This is a genomic window from Antricoccus suffuscus, assembly GCF_003003235.1.
Lineage (GTDB): Bacteria > Actinomycetota > Actinomycetes > Mycobacteriales > Antricoccaceae > Antricoccus > Antricoccus suffuscus.
The window spans coordinates 371,094-386,286 of sequence record NZ_PVUE01000002.1 but is presented as its reverse complement, the minus strand read 5'-3'; the positions used below and the strand labels follow the sequence as shown (position 1 = coordinate 386,286).

The 15,193-nt window shown below is 64.4% G+C and carries 13 protein-coding genes; 5 read left to right on the top strand and 8 right to left on the bottom strand.

Going from position 1 to position 15,193, the window contains the following annotated elements:
- Positions 1-3 precede the first annotated feature (3 nt).
- The 3 genes from CLV47_RS04630 (at position 4) to CLV47_RS04620 (ending at position 4,661) form a co-directional block, all read left to right on the top strand.
- Positions 4-1,227 carry an HRDC domain-containing protein gene (locus CLV47_RS04630; RefSeq protein ID WP_106347807.1) on the top strand — a complete coding sequence of 408 codons (1,224 nt, stop codon included), beginning with the start codon at positions 4-6 and terminating at the stop codon, positions 1,225-1,227.
- A gap of 81 nt (positions 1,228-1,308) precedes the next feature.
- Entirely contained in the window at positions 1,309-2,547 is a 1,239-nt protein-coding gene (locus CLV47_RS04625) for a thiolase family protein (RefSeq protein WP_170110957.1), read from the top strand.
- Positions 2,548-2,549: 2 nt separating this feature from the next.
- A complete protein-coding gene (locus CLV47_RS04620) occupies positions 2,550-4,661 on the top strand; it encodes a 3-hydroxyacyl-CoA dehydrogenase NAD-binding domain-containing protein (RefSeq protein ID WP_106347806.1) in 2,112 nt (703 codons plus the stop codon).
- A 10-nt stretch (positions 4,662-4,671) separates the two neighbouring features.
- Here CLV47_RS04620 and CLV47_RS04615 read toward each other — a convergent pair whose 3' ends face one another.
- Genes CLV47_RS04615 through CLV47_RS04595 form a run of 5 tightly spaced genes read right to left on the bottom strand, consistent with a single transcriptional unit; the run spans position 4,672 to position 11,776 of the window.
- Positions 4,672-5,841: a sensor histidine kinase gene (locus CLV47_RS04615; protein WP_146135281.1), complete on the bottom strand. Its 1,170-nt coding sequence runs from the start codon at positions 5,839-5,841 to the stop codon at positions 4,672-4,674.
- 6 nt (positions 5,842-5,847) lie between these two features.
- On the bottom strand, positions 5,848-6,507 hold the full coding sequence (locus CLV47_RS04610; RefSeq protein ID WP_106347804.1) for a response regulator transcription factor: 660 nt from the start codon (positions 6,505-6,507) through the stop codon (positions 5,848-5,850).
- A 20-nt stretch (positions 6,508-6,527) separates the two neighbouring features.
- On the bottom strand, positions 6,528-8,438 hold the full coding sequence (gene dxs, locus CLV47_RS04605; protein ID WP_106347803.1) for a 1-deoxy-D-xylulose-5-phosphate synthase: 1,911 nt from the start codon (positions 8,436-8,438) through the stop codon (positions 6,528-6,530).
- A 49-nt stretch (positions 8,439-8,487) separates the two neighbouring features.
- Positions 8,488-9,717, bottom strand: a complete 1,230-nt coding sequence (locus CLV47_RS04600; protein WP_106347802.1) for a class I SAM-dependent RNA methyltransferase — start codon at positions 9,715-9,717, stop codon at positions 8,488-8,490.
- Positions 9,718-9,727: 10 nt separating this feature from the next.
- Positions 9,728-11,776 carry an APC family permease gene (locus CLV47_RS04595; RefSeq protein WP_238145227.1) on the bottom strand — a complete coding sequence of 683 codons (2,049 nt, stop codon included), beginning with the start codon at positions 11,774-11,776 and terminating at the stop codon, positions 9,728-9,730.
- Positions 11,777-11,970: 194 nt separating this feature from the next.
- Between CLV47_RS04595 and CLV47_RS04590 the strand changes: the two genes are divergently transcribed.
- Both CLV47_RS04590 and CLV47_RS04585 read left to right on the top strand, forming a co-directional pair.
- On the top strand, positions 11,971-12,639 hold the full coding sequence (locus tag CLV47_RS04590) for a potassium channel family protein (RefSeq protein WP_106347800.1): 669 nt from the start codon (positions 11,971-11,973) through the stop codon (positions 12,637-12,639).
- Positions 12,636-13,298, top strand: a complete 663-nt coding sequence (locus CLV47_RS04585) for a potassium channel family protein (RefSeq protein ID WP_106347799.1) — start codon at positions 12,636-12,638, stop codon at positions 13,296-13,298. The genes CLV47_RS04590 and CLV47_RS04585 overlap by 4 nt, the downstream gene beginning before the upstream one ends.
- Positions 13,299-13,323: 25 nt before the next feature.
- Here CLV47_RS04585 and CLV47_RS04580 read toward each other — a convergent pair whose 3' ends face one another.
- The 3 genes from CLV47_RS04580 to CLV47_RS04570 are packed head-to-tail and all read right to left on the bottom strand — an operon-like array spanning position 13,324 to position 15,187.
- Positions 13,324-14,061, bottom strand: coding sequence for a DUF3159 domain-containing protein (locus tag CLV47_RS04580; RefSeq protein WP_170110956.1), 738 nt, complete (start codon positions 14,059-14,061; stop codon positions 13,324-13,326).
- Entirely contained in the window at positions 14,058-14,465 is a 408-nt protein-coding gene (locus CLV47_RS04575; protein ID WP_106347797.1) for an OB-fold nucleic acid binding domain-containing protein, read from the bottom strand. Before CLV47_RS04575 ends, CLV47_RS04580 begins: the two co-directional genes overlap by 4 nt.
- 59 nt (positions 14,466-14,524) lie before the next feature.
- Positions 14,525-15,187: a DUF3710 domain-containing protein gene (locus CLV47_RS04570; RefSeq protein ID WP_106347796.1), complete on the bottom strand. Its 663-nt coding sequence runs from the start codon at positions 15,185-15,187 to the stop codon at positions 14,525-14,527.
- Positions 15,188-15,193: the final 6 nt, after the last annotated feature.

Below are 15,193 nucleotides of genomic sequence, written 5' to 3'. Positions count from 1 at the left end.
CGAGTGCCCGACTCACCCGATTCGCCTCCAGACGACGACGAGGTCACCGCACTTCTCGAGCCGCCCGGTGGAGTTAGCGCGCCGCTGACGACCCCGGAGCAAATCGCCGACCTGGCACGCAGGTTGTCCTCGGCCGAAGGACCGGTGGCGATCGATGCGGAGCGCGCATCCGGCTATCGCTACTCGCCGCGCGCACATCTAATCCAGCTCAACCGTCGCGGGGTAGGCACCGTGCTCATCGATCCGATCGAGGTGCCGGACCTCAGCAGTATTGGCGAAGCGCTGCGCGGTGTCGAGTGGGTCATCCATGCTGCCAGTCAAGATCTGGCCTGCCTCGCCGAGACAGGAATGCGGCCCGATCGACTGTTCGACACCGAGCTCGGTGGCCGCATCGCGGGCCTCGAGCGCGTGTCGCTCGGCCGGATGACCGAGCTGCTGTTGAAGATCTCGCTGGCCAAGGGACATTCGGCCGCGGACTGGAGCATTCGGCCGCTGCCACGTGACTACCTGGTTTACGCCGCGCTCGACGTAGAGATCTTGCTGGATCTGCGCGACGAAGTTGAGGCGCTCTTGGACAAGCAAGGGAAACTGGGCTGGGCACACGAGGAGTTCGAGAGCGTCCGCACTGCTCCCCCGCCACCACCGCGCGTCAACCCCTGGCGACGCACTAATGGCATTCAGGCCGTCAAGGATCGGCCAGGTCTCGCGATCGTGCGTGCGTTGTGGGAGTCGCGCGACGAGATCGCCAAACGCACCGATCTCGCACCGGGCAAGGTGCTCCCGGACCGCCTTATCGTCGCGGCCGCGATCGCGAAGCCGAAGCATATGGGCGCCATGCTTGACCTCGACGGATTCACCCGCCGCGGCGTGATCACTCACCGCAAGCGCTGGCTCGAGGCGATCAACGCCGCACTGGGCCTGCCCGAGACCGAGCTCCCCCCGCGCCGCGAGCCGACCGACCCTAGTGCACCTCCGTCGCGATGGATGAGCAAGGAACCTAAGGTTGCCGAGTTCTTCGCGACCGCTCGCGAAGTCGTGCTCGCTCTCTCCGAGGAACTATCTATCCCGGCCGAAAACATCGTCCCGCCAACCGCAATCCGCTCGCTCGCCTGGCAACACCCCGAACACGTCGACACCGAGTCGGTTGACGCGTTTCTCGCCGCCGAAGGCGCCCGCCCCTGGCAACGCGCGCTCGTCGCCGAACGCATCGCCGCCGCGCTCAATTAAATCTCGGCCGTCAATCAAAGTTACTCACGGGTAATATAGCGGTATTGCATCATCTTTCGCACCGTTAAGGAGCGCATTACCGTGAGCACATCCGAAGCCGCGCATACGCGCACGGCAACCCCGATCCGTGGGCGCGAGGTCGTCTTCGTCGACGGCGTACGCACACCGTTTGGGAAGGGCAACCACAAGGGCCAGTATGCCGAGACTCGTTCCGACGACATGATCGTCCGTGTCATTCGCGAACTGATGAAGCGGCATCCCGAACTCCCCAAGGACAGGGTCGATGAGGTTGCGATCGCCGCCACCACGCAGATCGGGGACCAAGGACTCACCATCGGACGGACAGCAGCACTGCTTGCGGGGCTACCCAACACCACTCCCGGTTTCGCGATCGATCGCATGTGTGCGGGCGCGATGACCGCCGTGACGACCACGGCGTCGGGCATCGCGGTCGGCGCGTACGACGTCGTGATCGCTGGCGGCGTCGAGCACATGGGACACCACCCGATGGGTGAAGGCGTCGACCCGAACCCACGCTTCGTCGCGGACAAGCTCATCGACGAGTCCGCGATCGTGATGGGCGCGACCGCCGAAAACCTGCACGACCGGTTTCCGCATCTGACCCGTAAGCGCTGCGACGCGTTCGCCAAGTCCTCGCAAGATAAGTACGACGCAGCGGTAAAAGCTGGCAAGATCGGCCCCGAGTTCGCGTCGATGGCGACCCGCTCGACCGAAGCGGGTTGGGGGCTGGCCACGGCCGACGAACCACCCCGACCCGGCACCACTCTTGAAGACCTTGCCGCGCTGAGCACTCCGTTCCGAGTGCACGGCCGCGTCACCGCCGGTAACGCGGCCGGCATCAACGACGGGGCGACCGGTTGCATCCTCGCCTCCGCCGAGACCGCAGCAGAGCTCGGCCTGCCCGTCGGGATGAAGTTAGTGGCCTATGCGTTCGCCGGTGTGGCGCCGGAAGTCATGGGCGTCGGTCCGGTGCCGGCGACCGAGAAGGCGTTGCGGTTAGCCGGACTCGGGATCGAGGATATCGGGCTGTTCGAGCTCAACGAGGCATTCGCCGTACAGGTGCTCGCGTTCTTGGATCACTTCGGTTTGCCCGATGACGACCCACGGGTCAACCCGTGGGGCGGCGCAATCGCGATCGGCCACCCGCTCGCCTCGTCCGGCGTACGGCTGATGACCCAGCTCAGCCGTGAGTTCGCCGAACATCCCGAGGTTCGCTACGGCATCACCAGCATGTGCATCGGGCTCGGCATGGGCGGCACGGTCATTTGGGAAAACCCGGCCTACGAGGGGAACAAGTAACAATGTCAGCTTCGGAGAACTCACTCGCGGAGTCGTTCAAGGACGAGGTCGTCACCCGCGCATACGTCCGCGAGGTACAGGTGCGAGGCCTTGCCGGCCACGTCGCGCTGATCACGATCGACAACGGGTTCGACCACACCAAGCCGTCGACGTTCGGCCCGGCGGGCCTGGCATCGCTGTCTGAGGCGATCGATTCGGCGATCGCGTCGCAACCGACGGCCATCGCCGTGACCGGCAAGCCGTTCATCTTCGCCGTGGGCGCCGACCTCACCGGCGTACCTATGGTCACCACGCCCGAGATCGCCCGGCAGATCGCCCAAGCCGGACACGCCACTTTTGGCAAGCTCGCTCAGACCGAGATACCCACGTTCGCACTCGTCAACGGTGCGGCACTCGGCGGCGGCCTGGAGCTTGCGCTTAGCTGTGACTACCGCAGCCTGTCGGCAAACACCGCAATGCTCGGCTTCCCTGAAGTGTTTCTCGGGCTCGTCCCCGGCTGGGGCGGCACCCAACTGCTCCCGAACCTCATCGGCGCGGACAACGCCGTCAGTGTCATCATCGACAACGCGCTGAACCAGAACAAGACCCTCACCCCCGCCCAAGCGGCGAAGCTGGGCATTGTCGATGTTGTCTTCGACTCCGCCGACTTCCTCGAGACCTCGCTCGCCTGGGTCGCCGACGTCGTCAACGGGAGCGTCGCCGTCAAACGACCCGCGGTGGACAAGGGCGAGGCATGGGACACGGCGCTCAAACGCGGCCAGACGATCGCCAACGTCAAGACGCATAAGGCGTCGCCCGCGCCGTACCGCGCACTCGACCTGATCGCCCTCGCACGCGAGGCCGACCTCCAGGCCGGATACCGCGCCGAAGAGGACGCGCTCACCGACCTACTGATGACCGACGAGCTACGAGCCAGCCTGTATGCCTTCGACCTCACCCAGAAACGGGCGAAGAAGCCCGCAGGCGCACCAGCTCGCAAGCTCGCGCGCAAGGTCACGAAGGTCGGCGTCATCGGGGCCGGGTTGATGGCCAGCCAGCTCGCATTACTGTTCGTGCGGACCCTCGAAGTCCCGGTCGTCATGACGGACCTCGACCAGGATCGCGCCGACAAAGGCGTCGCGTACGTCGTGGCCGAGATCGACAAACTACTGCAGCGTAAGCGAATTTCGCCGGATCGAGCCAACCGACTTAGGGCGCTGATCTCCGGTGCGGTGGGATACGACGCGTTCAGCGACGCCGACTTCGTCATCGAGGCGGTGTTCGAGGAGCTCTCCCTCAAGCAGCAGATTTTCGCCGAGGCAGAGAAACACATCAGCGACGAATGCGTGCTCGCCACCAATACCTCTTCGCTGTCGATCAGCCAGATTGCGGCCAACCTCGATCATCCCGAGCGGGTTGTCGGCTTCCATTTCTTCAACCCGGTCGCCGTTCTCCCGCTGCTCGAAATCGTCCGCGGCCAGCAGACGGACGACGCGAGTCTCGCGACCGCGTTCGCGACCGCGCGCGCCCTCAAGAAGTCGTCTGTCTTGGTGAAGGACGCCCCAGCGTTTGTCGTCAACCGGTTGCTGACGCGGTTTTTAGGCGAGGTTCTCGGCGCGATCGACGAGGGTGCCGAGTTTGCGGTCGCGGATCGCGCGCTCGATCCGCTTGGGCTGCCGATGAGCCCCTTGGTGCTTTTGCAGCTTGTCGGCCCTGCAGTCGCGCTGCACGTCGCCGAAACATTGCACGAGGCATTCCCCGACCGTTTCAAAGTGAGCGCCAACATGAGAGCACTTGTGGACGCTGGCAAGACCAGCGTCTACAGCTGGGACGCGGACGGACGACCATCCCTCGATCCCGATGTCGCGAAGTTGTGGGAGCGCGGCACTGCCCAAATCGACGGGTCCGAGGTACGCGAGCGGGCGTTGTCGGCGCTTGCGCAGGAGGCGCAGCTGATGCTCGACGAGGACGTCGTCGCGGAGGCGCAAGACCTCGACCTGTGCATGCTTCTCGGTGCCGGATGGCCGTTCTGGAACGGTGGCATCACCGCGTACCTCGATCGGTCCGGCGTGAGCGAGAAGGTCAACGGCAAGCGGTTCCTGCCGCGTGGCTACGCGAGCCTGCCGAATGCGTAGCTAGCAGGGGCTAATCGGACTCCAACTCGCCGGCACTCGCAAGCGGTATTCGCACGATCACGTCCAGCCCGCCTTCGGCGCGGGCTCGGGCGACCACGCGACCGCGGTGTGCCATCACGATCGCGTTGACTATCGACAGGCCCAGTCCGGTTCCTTCGCTGCGAGTCCGGTCTGCCGCGCGGCGGAACGGCGCAAACAGCTCCTCGGTGATGTCTGGGTCCAGCACTTGACCGGTGTTGCTGATCGTCAACACCGCCATCGCACTGTCTGTGGTGAGCTCGATCCAGATCATCCCGCCGTCGATGTTGTGGTTGACGGCATTCTGCACGAGGTTGGCTACCAGCTGTTCCAGAAGCCGTGGATCGCCAAGCAGCAGAGCGGGTTTAGTGAGCTCCTCGATCGTGAGGTCATGTGCCTGCGCCTTTGAGGCCATCGCGGAGACGGCAAGCGGTACGGCGTCGGCCAGGTCGTATTCGGACACCTTGTCCAGCCCCTGGTCGATTTGCGACTCGACCTTTGCCAGCACGAGTAACGCCTCGACGAGGTTATTGGCGCGTTCGGTCGCATCGAGCACGACCGCGCCCATCTCACGCAGATCGGGGACAGAGGCGTCCGGATCGGCGAGGGTCACCTCGACCTCGGTACGCATGATGGACAGCGGCGTACGCAACTCATGACTGGCGTTGGCCACAAACCGTCGCTGCGCGTCGAAGGAGCGATCTAGCCGCTCCAGCATCGCGTCGAAGGTGTCGGCGAGATCGCGCAGCTCGTCGTGCGCGCCGGGCAGCGCGATCCTTTCCTTGAGCATGGCGCCCGCCGCGATCCGGCGGGCCGCGGCGGTAACCTCGGCTACCGGCCCAAGCGCGCGGGCCGCGATGATGTAGCCCGCCCCGCCGCCGAGAAGTGCAGAGAACGCCGAGATCAGCAATCCGCGCAGCAGCAGCGTTTCGGCGGCATTCTTGCGGACCGCGTTGACGACCGCAGTGCCCTCAGCCTGTCCTTCGATGTGACCCGGAATCGTGATCTGGATGATTTGGCCGGGCGCGAACTGCAGCGCTGCCTCGATCGAGTTGTCGACAACCAGCATCGACATGAGTACACCGAGGATACTGATCGACGCGGACAGGAACGCGCACGCCAGCGCGAGCCGCATCCGCAGCCCGAGCCGGACAGCGGGCAACGCGCACTACCCCCTGATGCGGTAGCCGGAGCCCACGACCGTCTCAATGACGGCAGGCTCCCCGAGCTTGCGCCGCAGGGTCATCATCGTGACGCGGACGGTGGTGGTGAAGGGGTCGGCGTTTTCGTCCCACACTCGCTCGAGCAGTTCCTCGCTCGAGACGACGGCTCCGTCAGACGACATGAGCACCTCCAGGACACCGAACTCCTTCCTCGTCAACTCGATGTCCTTGCCGTTGCGGCGTACCTCCCGGCGCGCCGAGTCAAGCTCGACGTCCCCGGCCTTGAGCACCGGTGGCGCGGCCGGATGCGACCTACGCCCGAGTGCGCGCACGCGTGCCGTCAGCTCCGCGAACGCGAACGGTTTAGCCATGTAGTCGTCGGCACCCAGTGACAGGCCCTCAACACGGTCGGCCACCGCGCCACTGGCCGTCAGCATCAGCACCCGCGCGTTGGATCCCGAGCGCGACATCTGCTTGAGTACGTCATCACCGCTCATCCCCGGAAGGTCGCGATCTAGCACCACCACGTCGTACGGCGTAATGACTGCCTTCTCGTGACCATCGACCCCGTCGTACGAGACGTCGACGGCCATACCTTCACGGCGCAGCCCGCGCGCGACCGCGTTGGCGAGCTGCCGTTCATCCTCAACTACCAGTACACGCACGTGGACTCCTTCATCGACTATCAGACCTGACTGTTATTTCGAAGCGCCGATACCTCGTGAGGTCCGTGTATGCGCGCATACCAGGACGCTATGTTGTCCGTAATGAGGTCCGCGCTAAGTCCGCACTCTCGGAGAACTTCATCACGTGACCCGTGCTGGGGAAATACCGAAGGTACGCCGATCTCGCGGGTCGGAGTCAGTGACCCGGTATCGCGGATTGCCTGTGAGATAGCCGATCCGACGCCACCGAGTCGCAACCCGTCCTCGACGGTGACCACCAGCGCGAATTCGGTGAGACAGTTAGTCAGCTCGTCCGATACGGGAATGACCCAGCGCGGGTCGATCACCGTCGCGTCGATTCCGCGCTGAGCCAGCGCCGTCGCAACCTCGAGCCCGACTGCCGCCATGGGGCCGACCGTCACGATCGCGACATCTTTGCTCATGCCGTGCGCGAGTACGTCGTAGCCATCGTTGCGTTCGACCGCTGCTATATCAGCAGACTTCGTGCCCTTCGACCAACGCAGGACCGTCGGGGCATCGTCAACGGCGACCGCTTCGCGCAGCTCCAGCCGGAGAGTCTCGCCGTCGCGCGGCGCGGCGATTCGGACCCCGGGCACGGCACTGAGCAACGACAGGTCCCACACGCCGTTATGGCTCGGCCCGTCGTTGCCCGTGATCCCGGACCTGTCGAGGCAGACGGTCACGCCGACACCGTGCAACGCGATATCCATGACGAACTGATCGAAGGCCCGGTTGAGGAAGGTCGAGTAAAGCGCGACGACTGGGTGCAGACCGCCCATTGCCAGGCCCGCCGCGGAAGTCAAGGCATGCTGCTCGGCGATACCAACGTCGAAGGTGCGCGCCGGGAAGTCCTCAGCGAACCGGGCGAGCCCGGTGGGATGCAGCATCGCGGCCGTGATCGCCACTACGTTGTCGCGGTCCGCGCCGATCGTGGCCAGCTCATCGGCGAACACATCGGTCCACGAAGTGCTCGGGACCGCCACCGGCTCCCCCGTCTCGGGGTTGAACGCACCCGGCCCATGGAACAGGTCTTGCTCGTGGTTTTCGGCTGGCGCATAGCCAAAACCCTTATGGGTCACGCAGTGCACGATGACCGGACTACCGTAGTCCTTTGCGAGTTGCAGAGCGTTTTCGACGGCGGCAACGTCGTGTCCATCGACCGGACCGACGTACTTCATGCCCAGGTCGGCGAACATCCCTTGCGGCGACACCATGTCCTTGATGCCGACTTTGATGCCGTGCAACGCGTCGTACAGTACGGGTCCGACGACCGGCGTGGCGTTGATTGCGGAACGGAACTTGTCGAGCGTCTTCTCGTAGCGTGGGGTCAGCCGCAATGCGGCGAGTCGGGTCGCGACGCCGCCGATCGTCGGCGAGTACGACCGGCCGTTGTCGTTGACGACGATCACCACAGGACGTCCACCGGCGGCGATGTTGTTCAGCGCCTCCCATGCCATCCCACCGGTCAGCGCACCATCGCCGATAACGGCCACGACCGGGCGCGGATCGCCCTCGATCTCAAACGCCTTCGACAGGCCATCGACATACGACAACGACGCGGAGGCGTGGGAGCTCTCGGACCAGTCGTGCACGGACTCAGTGGTATTGCCGTAGCCGGAGACCCCGCCGCGAGCGCGCAGCTTATCGAAGCCTGCCTGTCGTCCGGTCAGGATCTTGTGCACGTAGATCTGATGACCGACGTCGAACACGAGCGGCTCACGCGGGGAGTCGAAGACCCTGTGCAGCGCAATAGTCAGCTCGACGACGCCGAGGTTGGGCCCGATGTGTCCGCCGGTCCGGGATACTTTTGTGATCAGGAAGTCACGGATTTCCTCGGCGAGCTCCGGTAGTCGGGACGCGGGGATTCTGCGTAAGTCCGATGGCGACGACACACCCGGGAGCAGATCCACGCCGGTCCCCTTTCTTTGCGCGTTGTATCAGTTCATTCGACACATCAGTCTAGGCCAACAGGGCAACACACTCCACGTGATGCGTCATGGGGAACGCATCGAATGCGCGCAGCCCGCGCAGTTGATAGCCGGACTCGGCGAACGATGCGACGTCGCGTGCCAGTGCGGCGGGGTCACAGGCCACGTACACAATGGCGCGCGGCCGCAGTTGCGCGATCGCCACGCACACCTCACGTTTGGCGCCTTTGCGAGGAGGATCGAGTACGACGATGTCGTATGCGCCGGCGTCCTCGGTCGGCACCACCGACGCAGCTTCCCGAATCCGATCCCCTGTGACCTGACCCTGCCTGAGCTCAACCTGAGGTAGGTCGCCAAGCTGCGCGACGCCGTCGCGGACCGCGGTGTGCGAGCCTTCGATTCCCAGCACGTAGCCGGTGGGCCCGACCGACTCGCCCATTGCGGCCGCGAACAATCCCATCCCGCAGTACAGGTCCAGCACACGGTCACCGGGTATCGGTCCGGCCATGCTCACCGCCGCGGCGGTGAGTACGTCGGCTGCCTGCGGGTGGACCTGCCAGAAGCCGCCGCCTCGAACCTTCCAGCTGCGACCGGCCGCGCGGTGGGTGCTTGTGTGCGACGAGCCCGTGGCGTACGACCATTTTTTGTTGGCCGTCATCTCGCTGACGACCCGCCGATGATCGGCTCCCGCCTCTACGTCGACCTCGACGGCTGGTTTCCAGCGCTGCGCAAACAAGGCGGGCTCTGCTACGTCGGTAGTGGCGATGAGGCAGTCGTCGATGGGCTGTACGTCATGGCTGCGGTGCCGTCGCATCCCCAGCGAGCCGTCGCGTGCGACGGCGTACTGCATCCGAGTGCGCCAACGCAGGTCCGGCGGGTCAAGCGCCTCGACCTCGACCTTGACCTCCAGACCAGCGAGTCGCTCGAACTGTTCACGTACGACGGCGCCCTTCAGCTCGCGCTGGGTCTGCGGGTTCGCATGCTGCCAGTCGCAGCCGCCACAGCCACCAGGGCCGGCGTACTGGCAGGGCGCCGTCACCCGACCGGGATGCGCGGCATGCACCTCGATCGCATCGGCACGGCAGAAACTACCGCCACGGTCCTCGGTGACCTCGACCGTGACGAGTTCACCAGGTAGCGCGTGGCGGACAAAAAGCACTCGGCCTTCCGCGCGCGCGACGCAGTGCCCGCCGTGCGCGACACGTTCCACCTCGACCCGGACCCGCCGACCCAACCAGGAAGAGCCCTGTTCAGAATTCATTAGTACAAATCTACTGCGCGGGCCCGGGTCGGTCGCCGTCCCGCGCCGTGCCACTTACGTTCTCCGAATTGGATAAGCCGTCGCTCTCGAGGTGACGTGCGGCGCTGCCGTCCGGATGCCGTACTCCGCCCGCCCGATCCCACAGCGGTACGTCGTTTAGGCGGTCCTGGCTCGACTCAAGTTGCCACGGGACGTTGGTGACCATGACGTTGGGCATGAATAGAAGTCGCGCCTTGAGACGTAGCGCGCTCTGGTTGTGCAGAAGCTGTTCCCACCAGTGGCCGACGACGTACTCCGGGATGAAAACCATCACCAGATCACGTGGACTGTCGAGGCGTACCCGCTTGACGTAGTCCAGGATCGGTTTGGTGATTTCGCGGAACGGCGAGTCGACAACGGTCAGCGCCAGTGGGATGTCGAATCGATCCCATTCTTCCTGCAATGAGCGAGTGTCCGAATCGTCTACGTTGACGGTCAATGCGGTGAGGGTATCGGGGCGGGTGGCACGCGCGAACGCGAGCGCGCGCAGCGTCGGCTTGTGCAGCCTGCTCACCAGCACGATGCTGTGCACGCGGCTCGGAAGCATCCGGTTGCCCGGCGATGGCTCGACCTCAAGTTCCGCGGACACCTTGGCGTAATGCCGGTGTATTGCCTTCATGGTCAGGAATAGCGCGACCATCGCTACCGCGGCGATCCATGCGCCGTGCGTGAACTTCGTGATGATGACGACAACGAGGACCGTGCCTGTCATCACGAAGCCCAGGCTGTTGATGACGCGTGAGCGTTGCATCCGGGCACGCTCGGCCGCGCCGCGCTCCGCCTTGAGATGCCTCGTCCAGTGTCGAACCATGCCGAACTGACTCAGCGTGAACGACACGAAGACGCCGACTATGTAGAGCTGAATCAGTTTGGTGACATCCGCGTCAAAAACCCACACCAACAGGACCGCGGCCCCCGCCAGCAGCAGAATGCCATTGCTATATGCGAGTCGGTCACCCCGCGTGTGTAGCTGTCGCGGCAGGTAGCGGTCCTGAGCGAGGATCGAGGCCAAGACCGGGAACCCGTTGAACGCGGTGTTCGCGGCGAGCACCAGGATCGCCATGGTCAGGAACGTGACCAGATAAAACCCGATGGAGTGTCCGAATACCGCGCTGGCGACCTGCGCCACAACGGTTTCCTGATAGCCGACTTGCTTTCCTGCCGCATCGACCAGGGAGCCGTCCGCCGGATCGACGATCCGCACCTTGGTCAGCAGCGCCAGCACGGTCAATGTGACAAACATCAGGACCGCGATCGAGCCCATCAGAAGCAGGGTCGTTGCGGCGTTCTTACTCTTCGGTTTACGGAAGGCCGGTACGCCGTTGGCGATGGCTTCGGTGCCGGTCAGCGCCGTGCATCCGGAGGCGAATGCGCGCAACACGAGGAAGAACAGCAGGAAGCCGCTTGGCGGCGGCCCGTGGTCGACGATGTGGTAGCCGGCCGTGGCCGCGAGCATCGTGTCGCCGGTCAGATATCGGAAAAGAGCCCATAGACCCATTCCGAGGATGCTCAGCACGAATCCGTAGACCGGAATCGCGAACACTCGTCCGGACTCGCGAACACCCCGCAGATTGACGAACGCGATCAGCAAGATGCAGCCAAGCGCAATCTCGAGTGTGTAAGGCCGCAGTGCCGGCACTGCGGAAGTGAATGTCGCAACGCCCGAAGATATGGACACGGCGACTGTGAGAACGTAGTCGACAGCGAGCGCGCTGGCCACGGTCAGGCCGGCATCCTTGCCGATGTTGACCGAGGCGACCTCATAGTCGCCGCCCCCGCTCGGATACGCGCGGACGTTTTGGCGGTATGACGCGACGACAACCGCCATGACCAGACAGACGCCCAGCGCTGCCCACCATGTGAAGTGGATAGCGGCCATTCCGCCGATGGCCAGGACCAGCATGATCTCCTGGGTCGCGTACCCGACCGACGACATCGCGTCACTGGCGAAGATGGGCAAGGCAAGCTTCTTGGGCAACAGCGTCTCGCCCAACGTATCGCTGCGAAACGGTCGCCCCACGATCAGACGTTTGAGTATCGACCCCGCACTAGCCACGTGCGAAAGAGTACGTGCTCGGCTGGGCATTGCGCACTCCGACGCCCCCAATGGACACCTATTCGCGACATATCGCCCCGAACGTCCCCTTCGGCAGGCGAAGCGGCTACCGTTACACCGAACCTAACCGCACGTTGTAGGGCCGCTGGAGGGCGATTGTGCACATTGTCATCATGGGGTGCGGTCGCGTCGGATCGTCGATCGCTAAACGGCTCGACAAGCTCACGCACTCAGTCTCTGTCATCGATCAGAACCCCGAGTCTTTCAGGCGCCTCGGACCAGAGTTTCGCGGCGACCAGGTCAAGGGCGTCGGCTTCGACCGCGAGACGCTGATCGAAGCCGGGATCGAGAAGGCGACCGCTTTTGCCGCCGTCAGCTCCGGCGACAATTCCAACATCATTTCCGCACGGGTCGCCCGCGAGATCTTCGGCGTCAAGCACGTTGTCGCGCGCATCTACGACTCGAAGCGTGCCGAGGTCTACGAACGACTCGGGATCCCCACCGTCGCAACGGTGCCGTGGACCGCGGACAGACTCTTTCGCGAGCTAATGGCAGACAAGAACGAGGAACTGTGGCGTGATGCGACCGATGCGGTCAGCCTCAACCGAGTGCAGTACGACGAAGGGTGGATCGGTCGGACCGTGACGAACTTCGAAGAGAACACCGGCTTCCGGATCGCCCTTCTCACCCGGTTCGGCAAGGCGATCCTGCCGACCCGATCCACCGTCATTCAGCACGGCGACGGCGTCTTCGCGCTCAGCTCAGACGAGAGCCGAGTAGCGGCATTCGACCTTGCCGGCAACGCACCTGAGGAGCCACAGTCATGAAGGTCGCGATCGCCGGTGCGGGCGCCGTGGGCAGGTCGATCGCTCGCGAGCTGGTCGGTTATGGCCATCAGGTCATGCTGATCGAACGCAACGCCGTCAAGGTCAACCCGTCCTACGTCCCGGAGGCCGAGTGGATTCACGCAGATGCGTGCGAACTCGCCTCGCTCGAGGAGGTCGCGATCCAGACCTGCCCGGTCGTCATCGCAGCGACCGGCGATGACAAGGCAAACCTCGTCGTCTCGTTGTTGGCAAAGACCGAATTTGGAGTGGGTCGCGTTGTAGCTCGGATCAACGACCCGCGCAACGAGTGGCTGTTCAACGACGCCTGGGGCGTCGACGTCGCCGTCTCCACCCCTCGCGTGCTCGCGGCGTTGGTCGAGGAAGCCGTCGCTGTGGGGGATCTCGTGCGGCTCATGAGTTTCCGCACAGGTGAGGCCAATCTGGTCGAGATCACGTTGAGCAGCACCTCGGCGTACGTCGGACAGCCTGTCGGCGACGTCATCTTGCCGCACGACACCGCCTTGGTAACGATCTTGCGTGGTGACCGGGTTATTGTGCCGACGCGAGACGAGCCGCTCGAGGCTGCGGACGAACTCATCTTCGTCGCCAACGAAAACGTCGAGGGCGAACTTCGCGCGGTGATGACAAAGGAGAGGTAGCGCCGCCCTAACGGCGGCATGGAGGCTAGTCGCGGTCGGGCTGTGCGGTACGCCGGCGGCGAAGCATCGGAATCGAGAAGCTTTCGCCACGCACGCGTCGTACGACGACGAACGTGAGAAGCAGCAGGCCGAAGGTCATCGGGTAGCCGAGGCCGATCCGTACGACGCCGAGCCAGGTTGCTTCGTGCGACTGATACAGCATGCCCTCGACGGCGAACTTCAGCAGGTACGACGCGCCCCACGCAAGCGTCGTCCAGTTATAAGCACGCATTAGTCGCTTGTTGCTGCGCCAGTTGCCCTCTCGTGGGCTGAGGAAGTGCCAGACCACCCCGACAACGGGATAACGGATCACAACCGAACCGATCAGCGCGACGGCCATCAGAGCCGAGCGCCAGATCCCGAAAAGGAAATAGCCGCGGGCCTCACCGGTACGGCTGGCAATAAAGACGCACACCGCGACAGCGACCAAACCACCGATCGCCTGTTGGACACTTTGCTTGCGCGCCAGCCTGACCACAAACACGACCAGCGCGATCGCGATCCCTGTCCAGATCGCAGGCTGCAGCCCGGCGATGATATTGGCGATGATGAATCCGGCCGCCGGGAGCGCCGAATCGAGCACACCACGCCAGCCACCGATTGAATCGATGACCAAGTCGCGCAACGGTCGGCCCTGCTCGGCCTCGGCCGGTATATCGGCTGGCCGGTCGTCGAGGTCATGCGCTTCGTCGCGTTGCTCGTCGCCGTGCCGAATCACACTCACCCTGCCCCAGTGGGCGTGAGTTCGTACCACGGGTTGAACAGCGCCGGCGACCCGTCGCGATCGGCGATTCGCCCGGATACGACCATCTCGCGGCCGGGCTCGATCCCTGGAATGCGTCGCTGTCCCAGCCATACGAGTTCGACCGCGCCGGTGCCGTCGAACAATTCGGCGGTCAAGGTCGGCGCTTTTTCGCTCGGGGTGTAGACGACCGAGCGGAGCCGTCCGGCGATGCGTACCGACTCCCCGGCGACGAGGTCGCGGCAGCAGCAGTTCCCAACCTTGCCGGTGCTCTCCTGTAGATCTTCGGCATCGAGTACGTCGGCGTCGGCGGCAAGCCGATGCATCAGTCGGGAGAAGACACCGCGCGGCTTGTCAGCTTTTGCCGCGTCAGCGGAAGTGGTCATGGCACCAGAGTATGCCAGTCATGGAGCCGAAGATCTGCTCCGTCAGATAGTTAGTTGGCTTACGCCTCGACGGTGCCGTCGTCACGCTCGCTGGCGGCCTCCTCCACCTGCGACGCGAGCGCCGCGGGCAGTTGCAACGTGAGCGGTTCACGCACGGGTTTGGGCTCGGTGCCGCGATTCACTACGACCCTCCGAAAAAGTTCAAGGAAGTCAGCGGCCACATCGTCGTCAATGGCGGCAGGTCCGGCGATCAGTGCCCGAAGGAACCATCGCGGCCCGTCTACGCCGATGAACCGCGCGTCTTGAGTGCCGCCGTCGTTGACGATAGCGGCGCGCAGCTCCGGTCCGAACTCGCCGTCGATCTGTTCGCGTCGTCCCCCGTTACGCTCGATCTCTGAGGAGATATCGGACCGGATGTCATCCCACGCGCCACCGGAGCGCGGTGCGGCAAACACGCCGAGCTGCAGAATTGAGCCGTCTCGCATGAGCGAGACGCCACCGACGGATCCGTCGGTGGCGATTTCGAGACGGACCTCGAATCGCGGGTCGACAGGGACGATGAGCGCGCCGAAGTCGAGCGTCGGCTCGTCGCCGCCCGGGGCATCGAGTATGTCGTACGGGCCGGCGGTCGTTTTACGGTCGTCGCGCTCGACGTGCGTCACCTCGGGCGGTACGCCGCGTTCGCGCAGCGCGCGATCAATTTTCTTGCGGCGGCCAAGCATGTGGGT

What these genes read in the sequence shown, in the direction of transcription:
- CLV47_RS04620 (WP_106347806.1), top strand. Translation starts at nt 2,550, where the DNA reads ATGTCAGCTTCGGAGAACTCACTCGCGGAGTCGTTCAAGGACGAGGTC.
- CLV47_RS04600 (WP_106347802.1), bottom strand. Translation starts at nt 9,717, where the DNA reads ATGAATTCTGAACAGGGCTCTTCCTGGTTGGGTCGGCGGGTCCGGGTC.
- CLV47_RS04585 (WP_106347799.1), top strand. Translation starts at nt 12,636, where the DNA reads ATGAAGGTCGCGATCGCCGGTGCGGGCGCCGTGGGCAGGTCGATCGCT.
- CLV47_RS04575 (WP_106347797.1), bottom strand. Translation starts at nt 14,465, where the DNA reads ATGACCACTTCCGCTGACGCGGCAAAAGCTGACAAGCCGCGCGGTGTC.
- CLV47_RS04570 (WP_106347796.1), bottom strand. Translation starts at nt 15,187, where the DNA reads ATGCTTGGCCGCCGCAAGAAAATTGATCGCGCGCTGCGCGAACGCGGC.